The 21,110-nt window shown below is 69.5% G+C and carries 20 protein-coding genes and 1 pseudogene; 15 read left to right on the forward strand and 6 right to left on the reverse strand.

Features of this window, described 5'->3' with window-relative positions; all coding sequences use genetic code 11:
• The first annotated feature begins 245 nt into the window (after positions 1-245).
• The 3 genes from IE326_RS38260 to IE326_RS38270 are packed head-to-tail and all read left to right on the forward strand — an operon-like array spanning position 246 to position 2,807.
• Positions 246-680: a hypothetical protein gene (locus IE326_RS38260; protein ID WP_190044839.1), complete on the forward strand. Its 435-nt coding sequence runs from the start codon at positions 246-248 to the stop codon at positions 678-680.
• A 42-nt stretch (positions 681-722) separates the two neighbouring features.
• Complete coding sequence (locus tag IE326_RS38265) at positions 723-1,490, forward strand: transposase (protein WP_190044840.1); 768 nt, start codon at positions 723-725, stop codon at positions 1,488-1,490.
• Between the two features lie 24 nt (positions 1,491-1,514).
• The gene (locus IE326_RS38270; RefSeq protein WP_229915230.1) at positions 1,515-2,807 is read left to right on the forward strand and encodes an IS256 family transposase; all 1,293 of its coding nucleotides are present in this window, start codon (positions 1,515-1,517) and stop codon (positions 2,805-2,807) included.
• Between the two features lie 139 nt (positions 2,808-2,946).
• Here IE326_RS38270 and IE326_RS38275 read toward each other — a convergent pair whose 3' ends face one another.
• On the reverse strand, positions 2,947-3,213 hold the full coding sequence (locus tag IE326_RS38275; protein ID WP_190044841.1) for a hypothetical protein: 267 nt from the start codon (positions 3,211-3,213) through the stop codon (positions 2,947-2,949).
• A 120-nt stretch (positions 3,214-3,333) separates the two neighbouring features.
• Here IE326_RS38275 and IE326_RS38280 point away from each other — a divergent pair, with 120 nt between their 5' ends.
• Together IE326_RS38280 and IE326_RS38285 are read left to right on the forward strand one after the other, a co-directional pair.
• Positions 3,334-3,750, forward strand: coding sequence for a DUF5958 family protein (locus IE326_RS38280; RefSeq protein WP_190044842.1), 417 nt, complete (start codon positions 3,334-3,336; stop codon positions 3,748-3,750).
• A gap of 93 nt (positions 3,751-3,843) precedes the next feature.
• Positions 3,844-5,109, forward strand: coding sequence for an IS701 family transposase (locus IE326_RS38285; protein WP_190045050.1), 1,266 nt, complete (start codon positions 3,844-3,846; stop codon positions 5,107-5,109).
• Here IE326_RS38285 and IE326_RS38290 read toward each other — a convergent pair.
• A complete protein-coding gene (locus tag IE326_RS38290; protein WP_190044843.1) occupies positions 5,106-5,942 on the reverse strand; it encodes a hypothetical protein in 837 nt (278 codons plus the stop codon). The genes IE326_RS38285 and IE326_RS38290 overlap by 4 nt on opposite strands.
• A 104-nt stretch (positions 5,943-6,046) precedes the next feature.
• Here IE326_RS38290 and IE326_RS38295 point away from each other — a divergent pair, with 104 nt between their 5' ends.
• From IE326_RS38295 to IE326_RS38305, 3 genes are all read left to right on the forward strand, one after another.
• Positions 6,047-6,706: a hypothetical protein gene (locus IE326_RS38295; protein WP_190042411.1), complete on the forward strand. Its 660-nt coding sequence runs from the start codon at positions 6,047-6,049 to the stop codon at positions 6,704-6,706.
• Between the two features lie 215 nt (positions 6,707-6,921).
• The gene (locus IE326_RS38300; RefSeq protein ID WP_190044844.1) at positions 6,922-7,248 is read left to right on the forward strand and encodes a DUF6087 family protein; all 327 of its coding nucleotides are present in this window, start codon (positions 6,922-6,924) and stop codon (positions 7,246-7,248) included.
• 180 nt (positions 7,249-7,428) lie between these two features.
• Positions 7,429-7,845, forward strand: coding sequence for a TIGR03618 family F420-dependent PPOX class oxidoreductase (locus IE326_RS38305; RefSeq protein WP_229915855.1), 417 nt, complete (start codon positions 7,429-7,431; stop codon positions 7,843-7,845).
• Positions 7,846-7,996: 151 nt separating this feature from the next.
• Here the strand turns inward: IE326_RS38305 and IE326_RS38310 are convergent, their stop codons facing one another.
• Both IE326_RS38310 and IE326_RS38315 read right to left on the reverse strand, forming a co-directional pair.
• Positions 7,997-8,845 carry a transporter gene (locus IE326_RS38310; protein WP_373310395.1) on the reverse strand — a complete coding sequence of 283 codons (849 nt, stop codon included), beginning with the start codon at positions 8,843-8,845 and terminating at the stop codon, positions 7,997-7,999.
• A 129-nt stretch (positions 8,846-8,974) separates the two neighbouring features.
• Positions 8,975-9,862, reverse strand: a complete 888-nt coding sequence (locus IE326_RS38315; protein WP_190044847.1) for a helix-turn-helix transcriptional regulator — start codon at positions 9,860-9,862, stop codon at positions 8,975-8,977.
• A 200-nt stretch (positions 9,863-10,062) separates the two neighbouring features.
• Between IE326_RS38315 and IE326_RS38320 the strand changes: the two genes are divergently transcribed.
• The 7 genes and pseudogenes from IE326_RS38320 (at position 10,063) to IE326_RS38350 (ending at position 17,208) form a co-directional block, all read left to right on the forward strand.
• Positions 10,063-11,079: a zinc-dependent alcohol dehydrogenase family protein gene (locus IE326_RS38320; RefSeq protein ID WP_190044848.1), complete on the forward strand. Its 1,017-nt coding sequence runs from the start codon at positions 10,063-10,065 to the stop codon at positions 11,077-11,079.
• A 27-nt stretch (positions 11,080-11,106) separates the two neighbouring features.
• The gene (locus IE326_RS38325; RefSeq protein WP_190044849.1) at positions 11,107-11,520 is read left to right on the forward strand and encodes a (R)-mandelonitrile lyase; all 414 of its coding nucleotides are present in this window, start codon (positions 11,107-11,109) and stop codon (positions 11,518-11,520) included.
• Positions 11,521-11,628: 108 nt separating this feature from the next.
• Positions 11,629-12,294 carry an SDR family NAD(P)-dependent oxidoreductase gene (locus IE326_RS38330; protein ID WP_190044850.1) on the forward strand — a complete coding sequence of 222 codons (666 nt, stop codon included), beginning with the start codon at positions 11,629-11,631 and terminating at the stop codon, positions 12,292-12,294.
• A gap of 20 nt (positions 12,295-12,314) precedes the next feature.
• On the forward strand, positions 12,315-12,851 hold the full coding sequence (locus tag IE326_RS38335; RefSeq protein WP_190044851.1) for a cyclophilin-like fold protein: 537 nt from the start codon (positions 12,315-12,317) through the stop codon (positions 12,849-12,851).
• A gap of 45 nt (positions 12,852-12,896) precedes the next feature.
• A complete protein-coding gene (locus tag IE326_RS38340) occupies positions 12,897-14,153 on the forward strand; it encodes an MFS transporter (RefSeq protein ID WP_190044852.1) in 1,257 nt (418 codons plus the stop codon).
• Positions 14,154-14,331: 178 nt separating this feature from the next.
• Positions 14,332-16,407: pseudogene (locus IE326_RS38345) on the forward strand (DUF4158 domain-containing protein); the annotation flags it as partial.
• A 405-nt stretch (positions 16,408-16,812) separates the two neighbouring features.
• Positions 16,813-17,208: a hypothetical protein gene (locus IE326_RS38350; protein ID WP_229915857.1), complete on the forward strand. Its 396-nt coding sequence runs from the start codon at positions 16,813-16,815 to the stop codon at positions 17,206-17,208.
• A gap of 121 nt (positions 17,209-17,329) precedes the next feature.
• Here IE326_RS38350 and IE326_RS38355 read toward each other — a convergent pair whose 3' ends face one another.
• On the reverse strand, positions 17,330-19,825 hold the full coding sequence (locus IE326_RS38355; RefSeq protein ID WP_190044854.1) for a tyrosine-type recombinase/integrase: 2,496 nt from the start codon (positions 19,823-19,825) through the stop codon (positions 17,330-17,332).
• Entirely contained in the window at positions 19,822-21,108 is a 1,287-nt protein-coding gene (locus IE326_RS38360) for a tyrosine-type recombinase/integrase (RefSeq protein WP_190044855.1), read from the reverse strand. The genes IE326_RS38355 and IE326_RS38360 overlap by 4 nt, the downstream gene beginning before the upstream one ends.
• Between the last annotated feature and the right edge of the window lie 2 nt (positions 21,109-21,110).

Consider the following 21,110-nt stretch of genomic DNA (forward strand, 5'->3'; position numbering starts at 1 on the left):
TCGGCAGGATCGCGGACCGCTGGAGGCCGCTGGCGAGCGGGGAGTGTCTCTACGGATCGTGGACCAGGCGCACGGAACCGCAGGACACCTTGGGCGGCGGTGGGCGGCGTTCCGCGACAACGTGGATCCCTGCGGACTTCCGGCTCTACCTGACTGTAACTCGCAGGTCCTCGCCCCGATCTCACTAAGGGATGTCCCGTATAAGGACGTGAGCTGGGGGGGTTGCCTGACAGTACGGTCGACGCGTGGAGTCGAAGAGGGTGAGCGAGTGCCCGTTGCGCGGGGGCGGTGTGCGTCCTGGCTACCTGGTCGGGCGCCGTCTTGAGCAAGTAGTCGCCTCGTGGTACCTGTACGGCTCAGAGGCTCCGTCCGGCCCGCTGGACGTGTGGCTGATCGACAGCGAAGCGGTCGCCACGCGCATCACGACCGGTTCGGACTGGTGCCTGATCGTGGAGGCATCGGCTCCCTTCGCGGGATACGACATGGCGGAGTCCGGCCGCATCGAGGTGGCGCCGGTCAGCGGCGAGACCCCGTTCGCGGATCACCTCGGCGAGATGGTGCTGGCAGTCAGCGAGGAGAGTGTCCCGGACAGTGGGCGGATCGCTCTGGAGATCACCTTCGACTCCGGCCGTATCCGGTGTGAGACCTGGTCCGGAGATCTCCGCCTGTCCAGCAAGTGATCAACACACCAGCCCCGGCATGAACCGTGTGAGGCTCCCGTCGTGGCTGGTGTGATCACGGCGTCGCAGCCGTCCTGGATAGCCCCGTTCACCGGGTTGAGCCCCCGCTCCTTCGGCACGTTGGTGGCACAGCTGCGGCATGAGGGGGCTGACCCGGTTCGCAGAGGCCGGCCGTGGAGCCTGCCGCTGGAAGACCGGGTGCTGCTGGTCACGGCCTACTGGCGTACCAACTTGACGCTGCGACAGCTCGCCCCACTGTTCGGCGTCTCGAAGTCCGCAGCCAGCCGCATCGTCAGCCACCTCGGCCCCCTGCTCGCGCTCAAGCCCCGCAGGCGATTCCGCAAGAACACCGTCCTCATCGTGGACGGCACCTTGGCCCCCACCCGCGACCACACCATTGCCGAGCGGTCGAAGAACTACCGCTACTCCACCAACCATCAGGTCGTCATCGACGCCGACACCCGACGCGTCGTGATGGTCGGCCAGCCGTTGCCTGGCAACCGCAACGACTGCAAGGCGTGGGAACTGTCCGGAGCCAAGAGCTTGGTCGGCAACACCACCGTGATCGCAGACGGCGGCTACCGCGGCACCGGCCTGGTCATCCCGCACCGTCGAGAACGTGGCCAGACCGAGCTACCGGCGTGGAAGGAAGAGCACAACGCTTCCCACCGCCAGGTCCGCGCCCGTGTCGAGCACGCATTCGCCCGCATGAAGAGCTGGAAGATCCTCCGTGACTGCCGTCTGAAGGCCGACGGCGTTCACCACGCCATGCTCGGCATCGCTCGCGGGACTGTAAATCGTTCGGTGTAACTCCCGATCATGGAGGATGCACCGATGACCAGTGAGAACGTGGCCGAGACCGAGATCAGCGAGGCAGACGGGCCTCAGCCGGCGAAGGCGGTGGACGACCGGCTGATCGACGAGCTGGTGTCCCGGGCCCAGGCCGAGGGAGTGCAGCTGACCGGCGAGGGCGGGCTGCTGCAGCAGCTGACGAAGCGGCTGCTGGAGTCCGCCCTGGAGGGTGAGATCACCGACCATCTCGGCTATGACAAGCACGATCCGGCCGGGAAGAACGGCGGCAACTCCCGCAACGGCACCCGGTCGAAGACCGTGCTGACCGATGTCGGGCCGGTGGAGATATCCGTGCCCCGTGACCGGGACGGCTCGTTCGAGCCGAAGATCGTCAAGAAGCGGCAGAAGCGCCTGACCGGGGTGGACGAGATGGTCATCTCGCTGTCTGCGAAGGGCCTGACCACCGGTGAGGTGCAGGCCCATCTCGCCGAGGTCTATGGCGCCGATGTCTCGCGCCAGACGATCTCCACGATCACCGACAAGGTCCTCGACGGGATGGCCGAGTGGCAGAACCGGCCCCTCGACCCGGTCTATCCGGTGGTGTTCATCGACGCGATCCACGTGAAGATCCGCGACGGAGCCGTCGCCAACCGGCCGATCTATGTGGCTCTGGCCGTCACTGGGGAGGGCCGGCGCGAGATTCTGGGCTTGTGGGCCGGGGACGGCGGTGAGGGCGCCAAGCACTGGATGCACATCCTGACCGAGATCAAGAACCGCGGCGTGAACGACGTCCTCATGCTTGTCTGCGACGGGCTGAAGGGCCTGCCCGACGCGGTCGAGACCGTCTGGCCGAGGACGGTCGTGCAGACCTGCGTGGTCCACCTGCTGCGGAACTCCTTCCGCTATGCAGCCCGCCAGGACTGGGACAAGATCGCCAAACTCCTCAAGCCCGTCTACACCGCCGCGACCGAGGAGGCCGCGCTCGAACGGTTCGCCGAGTTCGCCGACACGTGGGGAAGGAAGTATCCGGCGATCGTCCGGCTCTGGGAGAACGCGTGGGAGGAGTTCACGCCGTTCCTCCGCTTCGACACCGAGATCCGCCGCATCGTCTGCACCACGAACGCGATCGAGTCGGTGAACGCCAGGATCCGGCGGGCGGTCAAGGCCCGCGGACACTTCCCCAACGAGACCGCCGCCCTGAAATGCATCTACATGGCGATCATGTCGCTCGACCCGACCGGCAGGGGGCAGACCCGCTGGACCCTGCGCTGGAAGACCGCTCTGAACGCCTTCGACATCACCTTCGACGGCCGGCTCTCCGCAGTCCGACAGTAACCCCAACCACCCTCGTTACACCGTTCGATTGACAGACCCTCGCTCGCCTCCACAACCTCGCCCTGACCGCGTAGCGGATCTATGTCGATGGTCGATGAGGAGCACGGTCGCGATCACTACGCTGTCAGGAACCTCTGACTCAACCATCGAACCGCCGCCATGGCAGCTGAAGTCGGGAAAGCGGCCGCAGCGCGCTGCGGTGCAGGGCGCCGATCCAGACGTCGGACTCATGGCTGCTGTTCAGCTCGGGCGAGATATGAGCGACCAGGCCCGGTCCGACGAGGAAGTTCGTCGGACCGATGGGCGCCAGGAACGGCCGTAGCGGTACGCGATGCAGGCAGGATTCCAGCTCTGACAGCAACTGCTCGGGCAGATTGCGGAGGAATGCCTTGTACGGGGCGGTCATCGAAGCCTCATACAACGAGAACTGCAGCAGGAACCGGCTTAGTACTCCAGCCATACTTCGCGATCTGGTTCGATGGCCTTCGGGGGCCATGGGCCTCAGCCGGATCGCGGAGGTTGGCGGATGGACGAGCGCACGGTCATGTTGAACGAGCTCGCGCAGGGCCTGCGCCCGATCGGGCAGGGTGTCGAGTGGTTCGAAGCCCTGCCCGCTCAGGACCAGTTCGAGGTCCTTCGGGATCTGGGCGGACATTGCATCCAGGCGCGGGCGACGGTGGAGGACGGGCCCGAGAGCGTGCAGATCGCCGGTATCCGGCCGACCCACACCCCGGCGGTGCTGATCACACGCGGGCAGTTGGCCGGGCAGCTGACAAAGATCATCAATCTGCCGCAGGACGAGCGCGTGAAGGCGTTTCGGCTGCTGGTCGCGCTGCTGGGGGTGGCGGACAAGCGCCGCCGCGAGCGGTTCTGCGCAGACGGATGCACCCATGCCTGGCACCAGCTGGCGGCAGGAGCCGATACGGAAGCGGCCACCGCGTGATCATCAGAGGTTGTGTGGACTTCTGAAGATGGTGCGATGGCCGTGGGCCATAGCGTAGACCCTGCCCGCTGGCGGGCGATGTTCGACCAGGCGATGGCCCGCATCGCGGGCCGGTTCCGCCGAGTGGAACCGAGAGCGACGGCAAGGGCGTTCGTCCTCGGACTGCTGTCCGGTGTCGAACGGAAGAACTGCTGGCAGCTGGCCGAGCAGGCAGGCCATGACCGCCCCGGTGCGATGCAGAGACTGCTTCGAAGCGCACGCTGGGATGCCGACGAGGTGCGCGACGAGGTCCGGTCCTACGTGCTGGACCACCTCGGCGGTGATGGCGTGCTGATCGTGGACGAGACGGGGTTCCTGAAGAAGGGCCTGCGTTCGGCGGGCGTGCAGCGGCAGTACACCGGCACTGCCGGTCGGATCGAGAACGCCCAGGTCGGCGTCTTCCTCGCCTACGCATCGCCGCGAGGACGGGCACTGATCGACCGTCGGCTCTACCTCCCCGAGCACACCTGGTGCCGGGATCCCGATCGCCGGTCGGGCTCCGGGGTCCCCGAGCAGGTGGAGTTCTCCACCAAGCCCCGCCTGGCACTGCAGATGATCGAAGCGGCCCTGGATGCCGGGTGCTCCTCCTCGTGGGTGACCGGCGACGAGGTCTACGGCCAGGACCCACAGCTTCGTTCCGGCCTGGAGGCACGCGGGATCGGCTACGTCCTGGCGGTCGCCTGCACCACCAAGGTACGGATCAACGAGAACCGCACAGTGGTCCAGGCCGACACCCTGGCCGACTCGCTGCCCCGGGACGCCTGGCACCGGCAGAGCGCCGGCGCCGGAGCGAAGGGCCCGCGCTACTACGACTGGGCATGGGTGCAGACCGGAGCCGACAAGAACCGGTGCCTGCTGATCCGCCGCAACCCCGTAACCGACGAACTCGCCTTCTACCTGTGCTGGTCACCAGGCGAGGTTGCCCTGTCCGCGCTGGTGCGCGTCGCCGGGACCAGGTGGTGCATAGAAGAGTGCTTCCAAGCCGCAAAAGGCCAGGTCGGCCTGGATCACTACCAGGTCCGCCACTGGACCTCCTGGCACCGCCACATCACCCTGGCGATGCTCGCGCTGGCCTTCCTCGCCGCTGTCGCCGTCAGCGCGGCGCCCGACCGGAGCACCGACCCGAACCGTCCGGTCCACAGCAGCGATCCGATCGACCTGACCATCCCCGAGATCCGTCACCTCATCGGCAGGCTCTTCAGACCATCGACCACGCCTCCGCACCGCCTTCTGGCCTGGTCAATCTGGCGCAGACTCCACCAGGCACAGGCCAGACGCGCCCACTACCGACGACGACTCACCAGCCACTTGGACACCTAGATCACGAAGTCGCACTGGAGTATTAGCGGCTCCTCCTCGCGGACCGGTGCGTCGTCCTCGGTCAGCCAGACGTCCGGATCGGTGCCGGCAGCGTCGAGCTGCCACGGGATGGACCAGTCCCAGCAGCCCTGATTCTCGATGGCGACGACCAGGCGCTCACCGTGGATGTCGGTCGAGAGCCTTGTGAGCGGTTGGATGGAGTTCTGGCCTCCGAGGATGGCCGGACGCTTCTCGGCGAGACGGTAGAAGTCGGCCAAGGCATAAGGGACGGAGCCGGGTATCGCGATGGTGGTGGGCCGGGTTTCAGTTTGGGCGGGATACCAGCCGGTGACGAAGGATTCCAAGGCCATGCCGGGGTCCGTGCGGACATGGTCGAGCCAGTCCAGGCCGGGCGAAAGGGGCGCAGCTGTTGGCGGCCGAACCGTTTCGAGCAATTCTCGACTCAATGGCGGGTCGATGCGCAGGTGGCAACTGTTGAGTTCGCCGTTGGTCCAGGTGCTTCGCGAGTGGTGGACGGGACCAATGTAGACGGCTAGACCGTCGACCCGGACGAACAAGTGCACCGGCCGGTCCAGATCCGGTTCCGATCCTGCGAACGGCTTTCGACCAGTGAGCCTGGATGCGGCTACTGCAGGCGTAAGACCTCGTAGACGGAACTCCTGGTCGTTCCACACGCCGCCTGCTGCCGGATCGTCTGCTGCATCCCCGATGATCACAACAGCCGCAGCCCCGACCGCGATCGTGGACCTGCCTACGTCGAACACCTTGGGCTCTGCACCCGCGAGATCGAGTGCCACGCTCACGTCTACGGTGGCCGAACGCGTCAGCGACATTCGGCGAGTCTATCCGGGGAACGATCACTGCGGTGCCGGGAAAAGATCTCCAGCGGTCTTGATCGCGGCAGGCCGGACCCACTCGTGAACGCCGGGGAGCAGACATGCTGCAGACTTCCCGGGTGATCGTTCTGCAGCCCGTCCTGGAGGTCTACGCCTCCGACGACTTCACCCTCTGGCCAGTCGCCAAGTCCGCACCGTACGGCTTCCTGCCACTCAGCGGCGCACTCGATCCCGCCGAGGTCGGCACGGCGGTGATGCGTATCGCCGACTGCAACAACATCGATCCCGAGGACGACGGTCGCCCACCACGGCCCGCCGACCTACTCGGGAGCTTCCTGCACGGACTGCTCACCATGGACGACCTTTTCGCATCCGGTGGCCTGCGGATCACCGACACCGCAACCGGCACCACGTTGTTGCCGGGCTGCTGCAATGGGCTGGACGAGAGGCGCGACTGGCTTGAGGTCGTCGACGGCACCGGCTGGGCCTCCTTCGGTCACGACCCATCTCCGCTCGCCGAACGTGACGGCGAAGTCGTCCGGTTGACCGTCGACGCCGAGCACGACAACAGCCCGGTGATGGAGGTACCCGTTACGGACCTGCGTCGCCTGCTCGCCGGCGCAGAGCAAGACCTGATCGACTTCCTCCAGCTGGCCGCTGTCTGGGCCGCTCGGCACATGCCCGCTTACGCCGCTCCGGTCGCCTCCGCCCTCGGCCGTGCTCTAGACCTGCCCGCACCGGTGATCCCGACGAACCCTTAGGGCTGCATGCCGGCGCGCTGCCTCAGGTTCATCGGCAGCGGTCCAGTCAGGAAGCGGCGAGTTGGATCTTTACGGGACAGCCCTTAGAGGTCCCTGATATTCCCCAAGACCGCGTCACAGCAGCCCGCGTGCTGCTGCCCCCTGCCGTCTCCGTTCATTCATCCACTCGGGTGAACGGGTGGCGGCCCGGACCGCGACTCCGCCACGATGCCCTGATGCAGGATGACGAACCGCTGGAGGAGTGGGCTCGCCGGCGCGATGCACGCCAGGCCGCCTCGAAGGGCAGGCGGCGCGCGGTGCCGCTCGGTGACGGCCCTCATCGTGGGGCCCACGTGGACCCCGACGCACCGAGAGCGATCGAGGAGTGGACCGGTACCGAGTGGATGGTCGTCGGCGTCGTCGAGGACTTGGCCGCCGCGAAAGCCTTGTTGTATCCGCCGCCGCCCGTGCAGGAGAAGCCCGCCGAGTGGGACCGGCCTGCCATGGGCAAGGGACGCGGCCGGCACCGGAAGCCGTCCTCGGCTGAGGATCGGGACCAGTAGGTCCGAGGTGTGTCCCGGCCCCGCGCCCCTCGCTCATCTCGAAGCTGCCTTCGATTCCTCCCCTGACCTCGCTCGGCCGCAGCACCTGACCCTCTGATGCGGATAGCTCCGCGTTACGGTCGAAGCGACCTGCACGGCGCCGTTCCGGCGTCCGAGCCATCGCACCGAGGAGACCGACCGTTGGACACCGCCCCCCTGCCCACCGACGGGGACCTGTTCTGGCAGGAGCGCCGGACCTGCTTCCTGACCACCCTCCGGCCCGACGGCTCCCCGCACACGACCCCGGTCGGCGTCACCTACGACCCTGAGACGCGGATCGCCCGCGTCATCACCGACGGCGGCAACAAGAAGGTCCGCAACGTCCGCGCCGCCCTGGCCGCCGGGGGCGAAGCCCGCGTCAACGTGAGCCAGGCCGAAGGCCGGCGCTGGTCCACCCTCGAAGGCACCGCCGTCATCAAGGACGACCCCGCCGCCGTCGCCGACGCCGAGCGCCGCTACACCGAGCGGTACAAGACCCCGCGCGTGAACCCCAACCGGGTCGTCATCGAGATCACCGTCACCCGCGCCCTGGGACCCACCAAGCCTTCCGGCTGGTGACCCCGCCCGGCCTCGGCGCGGGCGCAATATAGGCGAGGATCCCCGGTTTCCGAAACCGGGGATCCTGCGGAGGATGGACGACACCACCGCCACTCCCCCGCCCCTCCGTCGAAAGGCGCCTCCACCACCGAGACCCCCGACCGGTCCAGCGCTACGCCGCGGCGTACGACAGCCGGAACAGCTCCAGCGCCCGCTCCACGTCCTTTTCCGAGCGCAGCTGGACCTCCAGGTCGCCTGTGCCGTGATGGCCCAGTCCCGTCACGTCCCGGGTGAAGCCCGGCACGAGTTCCACCGTGGCCGGCGCGACCTTGAGGTACACCAGCAGCTTGTCCTGCCGTCCAGTGACGCAGGCGAAGTTCCGCAGCCGCTGGTAGGCGTCGTACTGCTTGCGCTCGACCTTCGTCACGCCCTCGCCCAGCCCGAGCAGCACCTCGTCGACCACGGCCGCCAGCTCCGCCATGGCGTCGGTCCGCCGACGCGGTGACGTGCCCCGTCCGCCGCGCAGGCTCTGCCGCCGCGTCCCGCCGCCCTGGGCAGCGATCGACGCGACCGTCTCCAGCGCGATGTGGTGCTCGCCGAGCATGGTGTAGCGCACGAGGTCGATGGACCGCCGGTGCTCGCGCACCGCGTGCAGGTCGTAGCGCGTGAAGCCGCCGGCCACGCAGATCAGCCGGGGCGTGCTCCACAGAACTCCGGCGGCTGCCGCCGGCCCGAGCCGCTCGCGGACCAGGGCCTCGAACTCCTCCCGGTGGTCCATCAGCCAGGCCACGTAGAACAGGCCCTGCGACAGCACGCCGGGGTCGGTCGCCCGCTTGTACTCGACGATCACGGGCGAGCCGTTCTCGTCGAGCCCGAGCGAGTCGATGCGCCCGCCGTGGACGGGGCCGGTGCTGTACTCGGTGGCCAGGAAGCGGACCCCGAGCATGAGCTCCATCGCGCTCTCGACGAGCGCCTGCACATCGGCCTCGGCCTCAGCCAGCCACGGCGTGACTTCGGTCACGCCGTTCGTCGTGTTCCCTGTCAAGTTTTAGTGTTCACGAGCTGCGCCAATGGTCCTGGTTCTGCGCCAGTTGTGAACTGTCTCCTCTGCCGGGGCTCTCGCCTAGTGTCCTCCTTCGGCCGGGGGCCCTCAGCCGCTGGTGTGTGGTGTGGGTTCGACGGGCTGGGGCGTGGCGGCCCAGGAGGCGAGCAAACGCAGTCCTTCTTCGGACGGGGAAGCAGGTTCGGCGGTGTAGATGGTGAGGGTAAGGCCGGGTTCGGCAGCCATCTCCAGCCCCTGATAGGCGAGGGTGAGTTCGCCGACGGCCGGGTGGTGATAGCGCTTGAAGCCGGTGCCGTGGTGGCGGACGTCGTGGGCGCCCCAGCGGGTGCGGAAGGCGTCGCTGCGGGTGGAGAGCTCGCCGACGAGGTCGTGGAGGTCCTTGTCGTGGGGGTCGCGGCCGGCTTCGGTGCGCAGGATGGCGACGGAGATGTCGGCGGCCTGGTCCCAGTCGGGGTAGAAGCGGCGGGCGTCGGGGCTGAGAAAGGTGAAGCGGGCGAGGTTCTGCTGGTTGTGGGGGTCGGCGTAGACGTCGGCGTAGAAGGCGCGGGCGAGCCGGTTGACGGCCAGGAGGTCCATACGGCCGTTGCGGACGAAGGCCGGGCCTTCGGTGACCGCGTCCAGGGTCCATTGGAGGCTCGGATGCGGCTTCCACTGCCGGGCGGCGCGGCGGCGGGGCCGGGCGAGGATGTCGGAGCCGTCGGCGGCCTGGGCAAGGTGGAGCAGGTGGGCGCGTTCGGCGTCGTCGAGCTGCAGGGCGCGGGCGACGGCCTCCAGGACGGTCGGTGAGACGCCGGCGAGGTTGCCGCGTTCCAGCTTGGCGTAGTACTCGACGCTCATGTCGGCCAGGGCCGCGACCTCGCTGCGGCGCAGGCCGGGGACCCGGCGCCGGGGGCCTGCGGGCAGTCCGGCCTGCTCGGGGGTGATCTTCGCTCGCCGCGAGGTGAGGAACTCGCGGACCTCTGCCTGGTTGTCCACACCTCGACGGTACGGCCTGGTCGGCGTCGGAGGGATGTACTGCTGGTACACCCCTTGTCAGTGACTCGCTGCGCACGCGAAGTGCCGGTTACCTGGATGACGTGATGGTTCCTGCCCTGCTCTTCCGGTAGGGCAGGAACGCCGGCACGGGGGCTGTCCTGGACGGTTCGGCCCCTTCTCGTACGTAAGGAAGACCTCTCATGCGCGGCACGATGATCTACGCCCCCGGTGACGTCCGTTTCGAGACCGTGGACGACCCGAAGATCCTCCACCCCACCGACGCGATCATCCGGACGGCCGTGACGTGCGTGTGCGGCTCTGACCTGTGGCCCTACCGGGGTGCGGAGCCGATCGGCGACCCGCACCCGATGGGCCACGAGTACGTCGGGTTCGTGGAGGAGGTCGGCAGCGAGGTCACCTCGGTGCGGCCGGGGCAGTTCGTCGTCGGCTCGTTCGCGACCTCGGACAACACCTGCGCGAACTGCAGGAACGGGTTCCCGTCGAACTGTCTGCACCGCGAGTTCATGTCGACCTGCCAGGCCGAGTACGTCCGCATCCCCAACGCCGGCGGCACCCTGGTCGCTCTCGACGAGACCCCGGACGAGTCGCTGTGGCCGAGCCTGCTGGCCCTCTCGGATGTCATGGGCACCGGCTGGTGGGCGGCGGAGGCCGCCGAGGTGCGGTCCGGCTCGACCGCCGTGGTCGTCGGCGACGGCGCGGTGGGCCTGTCCGGTGTGATCGCGGCGAAGGAGATGGGCGCGGAGCGGATCATCGCCATGTCCCGGCACGAGTCCCGGCAGAAGCTCGCCCTGGCCTTGGGCGCCACCGACATCGTCACCGAGCGCGGCGAGGAGGGCGTCGCCCGGATCAAGGAGATGACCGGCGGCATCGGCGCCGACTCCGTCCTGGAGTGTGTCGGCACCGCCCAGGCCATGAGCCAGGCCCTGCACTCCACCCGCCCCGGCGGCAGCGTCGGCTTCGTCGGCGTCCCCCACGACGTGGCCGTCGACGGGCAGGAGCTGTTCTTCTCCCACGTCGGCCTGCGCGGCGGGCCCGCCCCCGTGCGCCGCTACCTGCCCGACCTGATCGAGCGTGTCCTTTCGGGCCGGATCGACCCGGGCAAGGTCTTCGACCTCACCCTCCCCCTCGCCGAGGTGGCCGAGGGTTACAAGGCCATGGACGAGCGCCGCGCCATCAAGACCCTCCTCGCCCCCTGACCCGTCCCCCGCCCGAAGGAGCGAATCATGCAGATCACCCGCAGCTCGATCGCCACCGTCAAGGGGCCGGTCGACTGGTTCACCGGCGACGTCTACATAGACTCTGTCGCCGCCGCCCCGGCCCCGTCCCGGGTCACCGCGAACCTGGTGCACTTCATGCCCGGCGCCCGCACCCACTGGCACCGCCACCCGCTGGGCCAGACCGTCTTCGTCACCGAGGGCGTCGGCCTGTGCCAGCGCCGCGGCGGACCAGTGGAGGTCATCCGGCCCGGCGACCGGGTGCTGTTCGAGGCCGGCGAGGAGCACTGGCACGGCGCCGCCCCCAACCGGCTGATGGTCCACCTGGCCATCAACGAGGGCGACGCCGACCACGACGTCGTGCACTGGCTGACCCCCGTCACCGACGAGGAGTACGCCGCAGCCCCGCTCACCGACGGCTGACCTCGGCCGACGTCCCGGCCTCGTCTGCCCTCCCTGCACTGCCCGCCCTTTGCCCGGACGACCCCGGAGGCGGCATGCCCGCTCACGTCGCCCTTGAGGAGAATCACCGTGACCACGTTCGCCCTCGTCGGAGCCGGACCGGGCCTGGGCCTGGCGGCCGCCCGCCGCTTCGGCGCCGCCGGCCACCGCGTCGCCCTCGTCTCGCGCAGCATCCAGCACCAGGACAACCTAGTGGCCGAACTGGCCCGGGAGAACGTCCACGCCCGCGGGTTCACCGCCGACGTCCTCGACCCGGACTCCCTCACCGCGGCCCTGCACGAGGCCGCCGAGACGCTGGGCCCGATCGAGATCCTCCAGTTCAGCCCGGTGCCCCGCGGCGACTTCATGAAGGCGGTCCTGGACACCGGCGCCGCCGACCTGGACGACCCGCTGGCCTTCTCCGTCAAGGGCTCGGTGACCTGCGTGAACGCCGTTCTGCCCGGGATGCGGGAGCTGGGCCGGGGCACGCTGCTGTTCGTCAACGGCGCCAGCGCCGTCCGCCCCCACCCCGAGCGGGCCGGGACCTCGATCGCGTTCGCCGCCGAAAGCGCCTACGTCTCGATGCTCCACGACGCCCTTGCCGACGAGAACATCCACGTCGCGCAGCTGATCGTCCCCGGCGCGATCCGCCCGGACGCCGAGCACTCCAGCCCGAAGGCTCTGGCCGAGCGCCTGTACGCCATCCACAGCGAGCGCGGCGCCTTCCGGCAGTACGCCGAGCCGCTGCCCGCATGACCATCCCCAGGATTTCTTTCATGAACTGCGCAGCCCGCCGCCGTCTGCTCCGCGCCGCTCCGGCAGCCGTCCTGCTGCTGGCAGTGACCGCCTGCGCAGGCGACGCGCAGGAAGCCATCCCGGCCGCCCCCTCCTCCGCCTCCGCGTCCCCGGGGCAGCAGGACACCACGGCCCCCACTTCGTCGTCCCCCTCCGAGAAGAGCACCGCCATGGACATCCGGGTCACGCTCGACGGCCGCCCCGTCGAGGCCGCCTTGAACGACAGCCCCGCCGCCCGCGACTTCGCCGCCCTGCTTCCGCTCACCTTGGACCTGGAGGACTTCCACGGCGTCGAGCGGGTCGCCGACCTGCCGCGCAAGCTGGACACCGCCGGTGCCCCCGCACCGGTCGCGGCCCAGGTCGGCGACATCGCTTACTACGCGCCCTGGGGCAACCTGGCCCTCTTCTACCAGGACGGGCCCGCCCCCTCGGCCGACCTGCTCGTCCTCGGCCACCTCGACGTCAGCGCCGACCAGCTCGGCCGGGCGACGCGCATCACCCTCGAAGCCGCCTCCTGACCCCGGCGGCTGCCTTGAATCCCCTAGAGGAAGAGAACCCCCTGTATGCCTTCCGCAGCCAGCACCCGGGCGGGCAAGCTGCCCCTCGTCGTGTGGGTGCTCGCCGCCGGCACGTTCCTGATGGGCACCACCGAGTTCGTCATCGCCGGACTGCTCCCCGAGATCGCCGGTGACCTCGGTGTCAGCGTCTCCCACGCGGGCCTGCTGATCACCGCTTTCGCGATCGGCATGATCGTCGGCGGCCCCGTCATGGCCCTGGCCACCCTGCGCCTGCCCCGGCGCCTGACCCTCGTGGCGGCCCTGGCGGTCTTCGCCCTCGGGCACGTCGCCGCCGCGCTCAGCTCCTCCTTCACCGTGGTCCTGGCGGCCCGGGTGGTGACCGCGCTGGCCACCGGCGCGTTCTGGGCCGTCGGCTTCGTCATCGTCACCGCCGTCGCGGGCCCCGCCCGCGGCACCCGGGCCGTCGGCGTGATGATGGGCGGCCTGACCCTGGCCAACGTTGTGGGGGTGCCGATCGGCTCGTTCGTCGGCCAGTACACCGGCTGGCGCGGCCCCTTCTGGGCCCTGGCTGTCCTCGCGGGACTCGCGGCCGTGTTCGTCGGCCGGTTCATCCCCCGAACGGAGCAGCGGGCCGGGATTTCTGTACGGGCCGAGGTCCGCGCCCTGCGGCAGGGCCGGCTGTGGCTGGCGCTGGCCGCCGCCGTCCTGATCATGGGCGGTGTCCTGGCCACGTACACGTACATCACCCCGCTGCTGACCGACCGCGCCGGCATCCCGGCCGGAGCCGTCCCCCTGGTCCTGATCGTCTTCGGGCTCGGCGCCCTGGGCGGCACCGCCATCGGCGGCCGGCTCGGCGACCGCCGCCCGATGGCCACCACCCTCACCGCCGCGGCGGTCACCGCTCTGGCCCTGCTCCTGCTGATCCCGCTGTCGACCGGGCCCGTCACCGCGGTCGCACTGATCTTCCTCATGGCCTTGGCCGGATTCACCGTCAACCCGGTCGTCACCTCCCTCGCCGTCCGCTTCGCCGGCGACGCCCCCACCCTGACCTCGGCGCTGACCACCTCCGCCTACAACACCGGCATCGCCGCCGGCTCCGCCCTGGCCGGCACCGCGATGAACACCTCCCTCGGCCTGACCGGACCGGCCCTGGTCGGCACTGTCTCCGCCACCCTCACCCTCCTGCCGCTCATCGCCCTCACCCTCACCGGCACCCAGCAGAAGGCCCGGATCGTGGCCCAGCACACCGCCCCGGCCCCCGTACACGACGACACCACCGCACCGCTGCCCACACGGCACTGACCGCCCCCTCGGGTCCTTTGACCACGGCCCGCCCCTCGATGGGAGACGGGTGTGAGTAGTCGGCGTACAGGAAATCCCGGTGAGAACGATCATGGTCGGCTAGCACACCGTTCCGTGGCCTCGCTGAGGTTCACGGAAAGATCGTCGAGCGGGTTCCGGCGCTGGCTACGGTCCGGTCGTGCCGGTGGGGTTTCTGACTGATGAGCAGGCCGAGGCGTACGGAACGTTCACCGAGGTGCCTACGCGCCCGGAGCTGGAGCGGTTCTTCTTCCTCGACGATGACGACCGTGATCTGATCGCGCTGCGTCGTACGGACGCGCACCGGCTGGGCATGGCGGTGCAGATCTGCACGGTCCGCTACGTCGGCCGGTTCCTGGGTGAGGACCCGCTCGCGGTGCCCTGGGAGGCCGTGGAGTACCTGGCCGGTCAGCTCGGCATCGCGGACGCCTCGTGCGTGAAGCGGTACGCCGAGCGGCGCTCGACGGTGTACGAGCACGCGGATGAGATCCAGAGGCGGTTCAAGTACCGGGACTTCGCCGACCGGAAATGGGGCCGGGAGTTCCGCAGCTTCCTGTACGGGCGAGCGTGGACGCACGCCGAGGGGCCGGTGGCGTTGTTCAACCACGCGGTGACGTGGCTGCGGAAGAACCGGGTGCTGCTGCCGGGCGTCTCGGTGCTGGCCCGGCAGGTGTCGGAGGCGCGGACGGCGGCTGAGCGGCGCCTGTACGACGCGGTGGCCAGGGCGACGTACCGGGCCGATGCGGTGCTCGCGCCGGCCTTGGCGGAGCTGCTGGTGGTGCCGGAGGGCAGGCGGGTCTCGGAGCTGGAGCGGCTGCGTACGCCGCCGGTGAAGTCGACGGGCACGGCGATGGTGCGGGCCATGGAGCGGGTGGAGGAGATCTCCGCGTTCGCGCTGGGCCGGGTGAACCTGTCGCGGGTGCCGGTGAACCGGCTGTCCGCGCTGGCCCGGTACGGGCAGCTGAGCAAGGCGCAGACGATCGAGCGGGCGCCGGAGCCGCGGCGGACCGCGCTGCTGACGGCGGTGGTGCGGCAGCTGGAGGCGCAGGCGGTCGATGAAGCGCTGGATCTGTTCGCGGTGCTGATGGCGAACCGGCTGATCAGCCCGGCCCGCCGGGCGTCGGACCGGGAGCGCCTGGCGATGCTGCCGCAGCTGGAGAAGGCGGCCCGGATCCTGGCGAAGGCGTCGAAGATCCTCACCGAGGAGTTGGACCTGGTCGCCGAGCACGAGGCGGACCTGGACGTCGCCGCGCTGTGGGCGGCGGTCGAGGAGGCCGTGCCGCGTACGGCGGTGGCCGGCGCGGTGGCGACCGTCGAGGCCCTGGTGCCCGAGGACGACGGCTCGGCGGAAGCGGCGATGCGGGAGAAGCTGGCCCTGCGCTACAACACCGTGCGCCCGTTCCTGTCCCTGTTGGGCGAGTCGGACGCCCTGGACGCGGCCCCGGCCGGGCGGCGCATCCTCAAGGCCGTGCGGCGTCTGCCCGCGCTCTCCCGGCGCCGGGTCAAGGACCGGCCGCTGCTGCCCCGCGAGGTCGACGCCGAGCTGGTTCCGGCCATGTGGAAGCGCGCGGTGTTCTCCAACGCCAAGCTGCCCCAGGGCGCGGTCGACCGCGACGCGTACGTGGTGTGCGTCCTGGAGCAGCTGCACCGCGCTCTGAACCGGCGCGATGTGTTCGCTGCCCCGTCGAACCGGTGGGCGGACCCGCGCGCCCGGTTGCTGGACGGGCCGCGGTGGGAGGCGATGCGCGCGGACGTGCTCGCGGGCCTGTCCCTGACCGAGGACGCAGACGAGCACCTGGCCCAGCTCGTTCGGGGGCTGGACGCGGCGTGGCGGCAGATGGTCGACCGCCTTCAGGAGGCCGGCGCCGACGCGAAGGTGGAGATCGTCGTCCCGGAGGGCGGGGGACGTGCCCGGCTGTCGGTGGACAAGCTCGGCGCGGTGGGCGAGCCGGAGTCGCTGACCTGGCTCAAGGCCACCACGGAGGCGATGCTCCCGAGGATCGACCTGCCGGACCTGCTGTTCGAGGTCCACTCCTGGACCGGGTTCCTCGACGCCTTCGGGCACGTCTCCGAGCGGTGCACCCGCATGGAGGGCCTGCTCGTCTCCCTGGTCGCGCTGCTGGTGGCGGAGAGCTGCAACATCGGTCTGACCCCGGTCATCGACCCGGAGAACAAGGCGCTGACCCGCTCGCGGCTGTCCCACGTCGACCAGAACTACCTGCGCGCCGACACCATCTTCTCTGAACTAGGGATGCACTCGTATGGCTTCGACAGATGGACATGTAGCGCTGCGTGATCGAAGTCGAACGGCGCGAGTGGAGCTGGGAGCAGGCGTTGACCTGCTCAGAGATGACGGCGATATGCCTGGGGCCCTGTGCTCGTGATCGCCGACCCTACCGATAGCCCGGCTGCCCGGGAGACGGATCCACCGTCCAGAAGCTCTTTCGGCGCTGCCTGCCGCCGAGCGCGACCCAGCGAGCGGTACGCGCCGAAATGCCTCTGAATTTTAGCCAATGAAGTCCCGGTGGAGACGAGCGATGATAGGAGTTTCCAGTGAATCCGTAAGCAGTCTCATTTCGGACGACGTGGAGAGTGAAGAATGCGCAGATTTGCTCGCGTTGCCTGTTCTTCGGCGGTGCTCATGGCCTCGATCGTTCTCGGAACGCCGACCTCGTCTGCGGCTACCTCGCCGCTGGACGCCAGCACGATCACGTTCAGCGGTTCACCTGACGGAACGGTCAAGACCACCCGGAAGGTCAGCGTTCCCGCAGGTGGCGGACTGGGCGTCTACGGCAAGAACACCGACAGCAGCGCGGACCTGTTCCATACCCGGCTCGAATTCGACATCTACAGCGACGATGGCCGGAATGTCACCGACCAGTTCGTGACCGACTACCTCAATATGGGCGAAGTCATCAATCAGCGAGTTCCGGTCTCGAACGCCCACAGCTACTACATTCGGGTCGAATGTAAGGTCATCATCGGCATCGGATATGACGGCTGCGACGGTACTTTCACCATCAGTAGCTGGGCGTAGACCTGTAAGCACACGGTGACCAAAGCGGATGGCTCCGGCCAACAGTCCCATGCGTCTGCGGGGCACCCGGGCTGTACCGCAGAAGGAGGTGAGGTGAAGCACCTTGGCAGCGCGCTTCACCTCACCTCTCCGCTCCTTCACGAGCCCAGGCCGTCTGCGAGGGCTGGGTGGATCGGGTGGCGATCTGGCTGAAGGAGGGCAGGCCGAGGTGGACCACGGTGGATCGGCGGGCGACTTCGGCGTCGAGCTGGTGGAGTTTGTCCTCGGCGGCGGCGAGGCTGACGCTGAGCCCGTCAACTTCGCCGAGCCAGCCTTCGCGCTCGGCTTCGGTGATCCGCGCGATGAGGTTGACCCGGATCTCTTCGAGACGGGGACGCTCGTGCGGGTCGACGCGGAGCATCGCGCACCGGACGCAGGCGTGCTCGTGGACGCACTCGCTGCCGAATGACCGGCCGCAGGTGCCTAGCGAGAGCTTGCGGCGCTCGAAGTGGCCCAGGAACGCCTCCCACTCCTCGCTGGTGGGAACGCGGTATTCCTCGCCGGGCCGCAGACTGCGGCGCCGGGCGATGAACGCCTGGTGAGCGGCGATGGCAGCGCTGGGATAGACGGCGTTGTAGTGCATCGTGGTGTTGATGTCGTCGTGGCCGGCGATGACCTGAGCGATGTGCGGAGGCAGGCCGTTCATGATCGCGTCGGTGATGAACATCCTGCGGAAGTCGTGGGGCTGGTAGTCCAGGAGCTCGCCGGCGGCGTCGGTCAGCTGGGCGGCCTCGATCACCTCGTTGAGCGCCTTGCGGATCGTGTTGACCGACAGGACGTGGTCCTCGCCGTTGACCTGCCACTGGAACAGCAGCGGCATGGGCGGGTTCCAGACCCTCTCGGCCGCGTCGTAGCTGACCACCAGGGGGACGACCCCGCCCGCGCCGCGGATCCGGCAGACGATCGCGCTCAGGACGTCGGCAAGCTCGGGGGTGACCAGCAGGACGCGCTCCTCGTCGGTCTTCGACGGGGTGATCTGCAACAGCGGGACGACCTCGCCGGTCGTGGGCAGCCGGTATTGCAGGATGCTGTGGTGGCTCAGCTCCAGCATCTCCTCGATCCGGATGCCGGTGTGCCGCAGCACCTCGATCGTGGCCCAGGCCCAGAAGGCTCGGTTCTCCGCGGCTTTGAGGTCGATCCGCCGGCCGTCGGGCTGGAGGTAGGCGGTGGTGGTGCGGTGCGGGTCGGCGGCCCAGTTCGAGGTGCGGGCCTTGCGGTAGGTCTCGTCGAGCACGATGAACTCGGCTCCGGCCGGGGCGGCCTCGACGGCGCCGAGGCGGGCCCGAGCGTCCTTGAGGTGCTGGTCGGCGGCGCGGACGAGGGCCGGGAGGTGCGGGAGCCTCTCGCGGGTGCGCTGGTGTGACCAGGACTTTTGCCGCTTCTGGCGCTTCTTGCTGGAGACCGGAGGGAAGGGGCAGCGGACGGCGTGCTGCCCCCAGCGGGCCGGTTCCTCCAGCGCCCACTGGGCCAGGTCGAGGTAGAAGGCCCTCACCGACATCATGAGGGTTGGCGCGTCCTTCCTGGGGACGCTGGCCTCGGTGGCCGTTCCGTTGGGCTGGCGGCGGCGGACGGTCCTGGTGGCCAGGCGCGTCTTCCACGCGTCGGCGACCTCGGGCGCCAGGGCGAGGGAGCTGATGCCGGGGTGGTGTCGCTCCAGGTCGGCCCAAAAGTTGGATGCGAGGACTCGGGACAGGCCCTGGAGGGAGTTGTAGTCCATCGAGGGCTGGCGTTCGGTCAGGTAGTCGACGATGACGTCGCGGACCGGGCGGCAGCGCAGCTGGTAGCGGTCGACCAGGTCGCCGATGCTGACCTGTCCGGTGAAGGTCTCCAGGCGGCTGAGCGAGGCCGGGGCGTCGGGCGGGAACTGTCCGGCTGCTCGCAGCCAGGCGTAGGCCAGCCTCGTGGCGTGGTTCCAGTGTTTGCTGGCGGCCGACCGGATCTCCATGAGGTCGCCGACGGTGCAGTCCTGGATGGTGCCGCCCTTGGTGGCCAGCACCGCGCAGATGACCACGCGGGCGGTGCCGCCCGAGCGGGAGGTCCACTGGTCGGGCGGGACGGCGGCTTCGAGCCGGGCGAAGCCGTCCGGGTCGCGGCCGGCGGACATCGAGAGCATGAAGTGCCGGGAGCGGCGGACCGTGAGCCAGGCCGGGTGCATGCGGATCACGTCCGCGCAGATCAGGGCGAGCATCCCGGCTTTCAGCTCGGGCTCGCGGACGGGCCGCAGGCCGCGGGCGTCGGTCCACCGGATGACCTCGTCGTACCAGGTCTGGTGGTCCGCGGGGCCGGGGCTGGCTCTCCAGCGGGACTGCCAGTTGTTGCCCGGGAACTCCTGGAGCCACTCCAGCAGGCGGCGGGCCCCGCGGAGCCGTGCGGCGAGGGCGCTCTGGGACGCGGGCCGCAGCGGCGGCCGGGCCAGCCGGTCCAGGACCTCCTGCGGCCCGGCGGAGGTGGTCGGCCAGAGGTCGGGGACGGGTCGCGGCGGGAACTTCTCGCGCAGCGCATCCGCAGCGTTGCCCGTGAGGAGGCTGGTGGGCGGTGCCGGACGCGGAACAGCCGGCGCGGTGGTGGATGGGGTCATGCGGGCGGGCCTCCGAACAGGGTGTTCAGCGAGTCCGGGTTGTAGCCAGGGGCGAGCGGAGCGGGCTGGGGTTCCTCGCGTCGCCGGGCGTGGCGGGCGTGGTGGGCGAGCGCGCTCGCGATCACCTCGTCGGCGCTGGGGGTGGTGTAGATCTGCGTGGTGGTCAACCGGGCGTGAGCGAGGACCCACTGCACGTGGGTCAGCGGCATCTCGGGGTCCTCGGCCATCCGGAAAGCAGCTGTGTGCCGGAGGTCGTGGAGGGTCCAGTTGGAGCCCAGCAGCTGGTTGGCCCGGTTGAACATCTGTCGGGCGGCCGGGTAGTTCAGCGGGCGCCAGGGCCGCCGCAGCGTCCACCACAGCGGCTCGTTGCGGCCGTGGGGCGCCCCCTTGGCCCAGATCTCGTGCTGGTAGATCCGCAGCCAGACGAAGGAGTCGGTGGAGGCCGGCAGCAGCTGAACATCGCCGGTGCCCTTACGCGTCACCGAGATCAGCTGTTGGCCCGGCAGTGCGTCACGCTCCACCGAGTCGAGCAGTTCGTCCGCCCGGGCGCCGGTGGAGACCCAGGACGCCAGCAGGGCCCGGTCGCGGTTGGAGCGCAGGCCGGCGAAGATCTCGTTGAACTTGTCGTCCGGGATCCGCTTCGGGATCCGCTTGGGGACCTTGGGGCGGTAGCGGCCGGTGCGGACCGGCGTGAAGACGTCCATCGGGTTGTGGTGCTGATGGGCACGGTTTCCCCGGCGTGAGCGGTCCAGGGGGAACGGGTTGACCAGCACGGTGTCTGTGCCGCGGTCGAGGTGGAAGTCGTAGAAGCCGCGCAGGACCGTCTCGCTGTGCGCGCGGGTGCTGGCCGCGTACTTCCGTCCGGGTGTCGGCTTGCCGGTCACCGGGTTCGGTGTGCCCGGCGCCGGCCGCGGCGCGGGCAACTGCTCGGCCTCCCGACCGGCCTGCCGGTGGCGCCAGTGCACCCGCACCGGCTTGTCGGCCAGCTGCATCCACCGGGCGAAGTCCCGTCCCTCCTCCCGGCTCGCGCGGTCCCAGACGATGCCCACAGCCCACAGGAACCGCCACCACCGCAGCAGGTCCATTCCGTACGACCGCAGCGTCGAAGCGGGGTTCCCAGATGCCTGAAGGTCGGCGAAGTACACCTCCACCGCCTGCACGATCGCGCCGTCGGCGTCGAGCAGCCGGTACGGCTCCCACGCATCACCGGTCTCGGCCAAGCCCCCGACTTCGGGCAGCACGAGCCTCCTCAGATCCCTGCCGGGATCCTCCATGTCCGTCATGC

The organism is Streptomyces filamentosus (assembly GCF_014654895.1).
GTDB classification, from domain to species: Bacteria; Actinomycetota; Actinomycetes; order Streptomycetales; family Streptomycetaceae; genus Streptomyces; species Streptomyces filamentosus.

Excerpts from the sequence above, each read along its gene's own strand:
- IE326_RS38280 (WP_190044842.1), top strand. The coding sequence starts at position 3,334 with ATGGACGAGCGCACGGTCATGTTGAACGAGCTCGCGCAGGGCCTGCGC.
- IE326_RS38295 (WP_190042411.1), top strand. The coding sequence starts at position 6,047 with ATGCTGCAGACTTCCCGGGTGATCGTTCTGCAGCCCGTCCTGGAGGTC.
- IE326_RS38290 (WP_190044843.1), bottom strand. The coding sequence starts at position 5,942 with ATGTCGCTGACGCGTTCGGCCACCGTAGACGTGAGCGTGGCACTCGAT.
- IE326_RS38350 (WP_229915857.1), top strand. The coding sequence starts at position 16,813 with ATGGCCTCGATCGTTCTCGGAACGCCGACCTCGTCTGCGGCTACCTCG.
- IE326_RS38340 (WP_190044852.1), top strand. The coding sequence starts at position 12,897 with ATGCCTTCCGCAGCCAGCACCCGGGCGGGCAAGCTGCCCCTCGTCGTG.
- IE326_RS38360 (WP_190044855.1), bottom strand. The coding sequence starts at position 21,108 with ATGACGGACATGGAGGATCCCGGCAGGGATCTGAGGAGGCTCGTGCTG.
- IE326_RS38320 (WP_190044848.1), top strand. The coding sequence starts at position 10,063 with ATGCGCGGCACGATGATCTACGCCCCCGGTGACGTCCGTTTCGAGACC.
- IE326_RS38285 (WP_190045050.1), top strand. The coding sequence starts at position 3,844 with ATGGCCCGCATCGCGGGCCGGTTCCGCCGAGTGGAACCGAGAGCGACG.
- IE326_RS38355 (WP_190044854.1), bottom strand. The coding sequence starts at position 19,825 with ATGACCCCATCCACCACCGCGCCGGCTGTTCCGCGTCCGGCACCGCCC.
- IE326_RS38300 (WP_190044844.1), top strand. The coding sequence starts at position 6,922 with ATGCAGGATGACGAACCGCTGGAGGAGTGGGCTCGCCGGCGCGATGCA.
- IE326_RS38325 (WP_190044849.1), top strand. The coding sequence starts at position 11,107 with ATGCAGATCACCCGCAGCTCGATCGCCACCGTCAAGGGGCCGGTCGAC.
- IE326_RS38335 (WP_190044851.1), top strand. The coding sequence starts at position 12,315 with ATGAACTGCGCAGCCCGCCGCCGTCTGCTCCGCGCCGCTCCGGCAGCC.
- IE326_RS38275 (WP_190044841.1), bottom strand. The coding sequence starts at position 3,213 with ATGACCGCCCCGTACAAGGCATTCCTCCGCAATCTGCCCGAGCAGTTG.
- IE326_RS38270 (WP_229915230.1), top strand. The coding sequence starts at position 1,515 with ATGACCAGTGAGAACGTGGCCGAGACCGAGATCAGCGAGGCAGACGGG.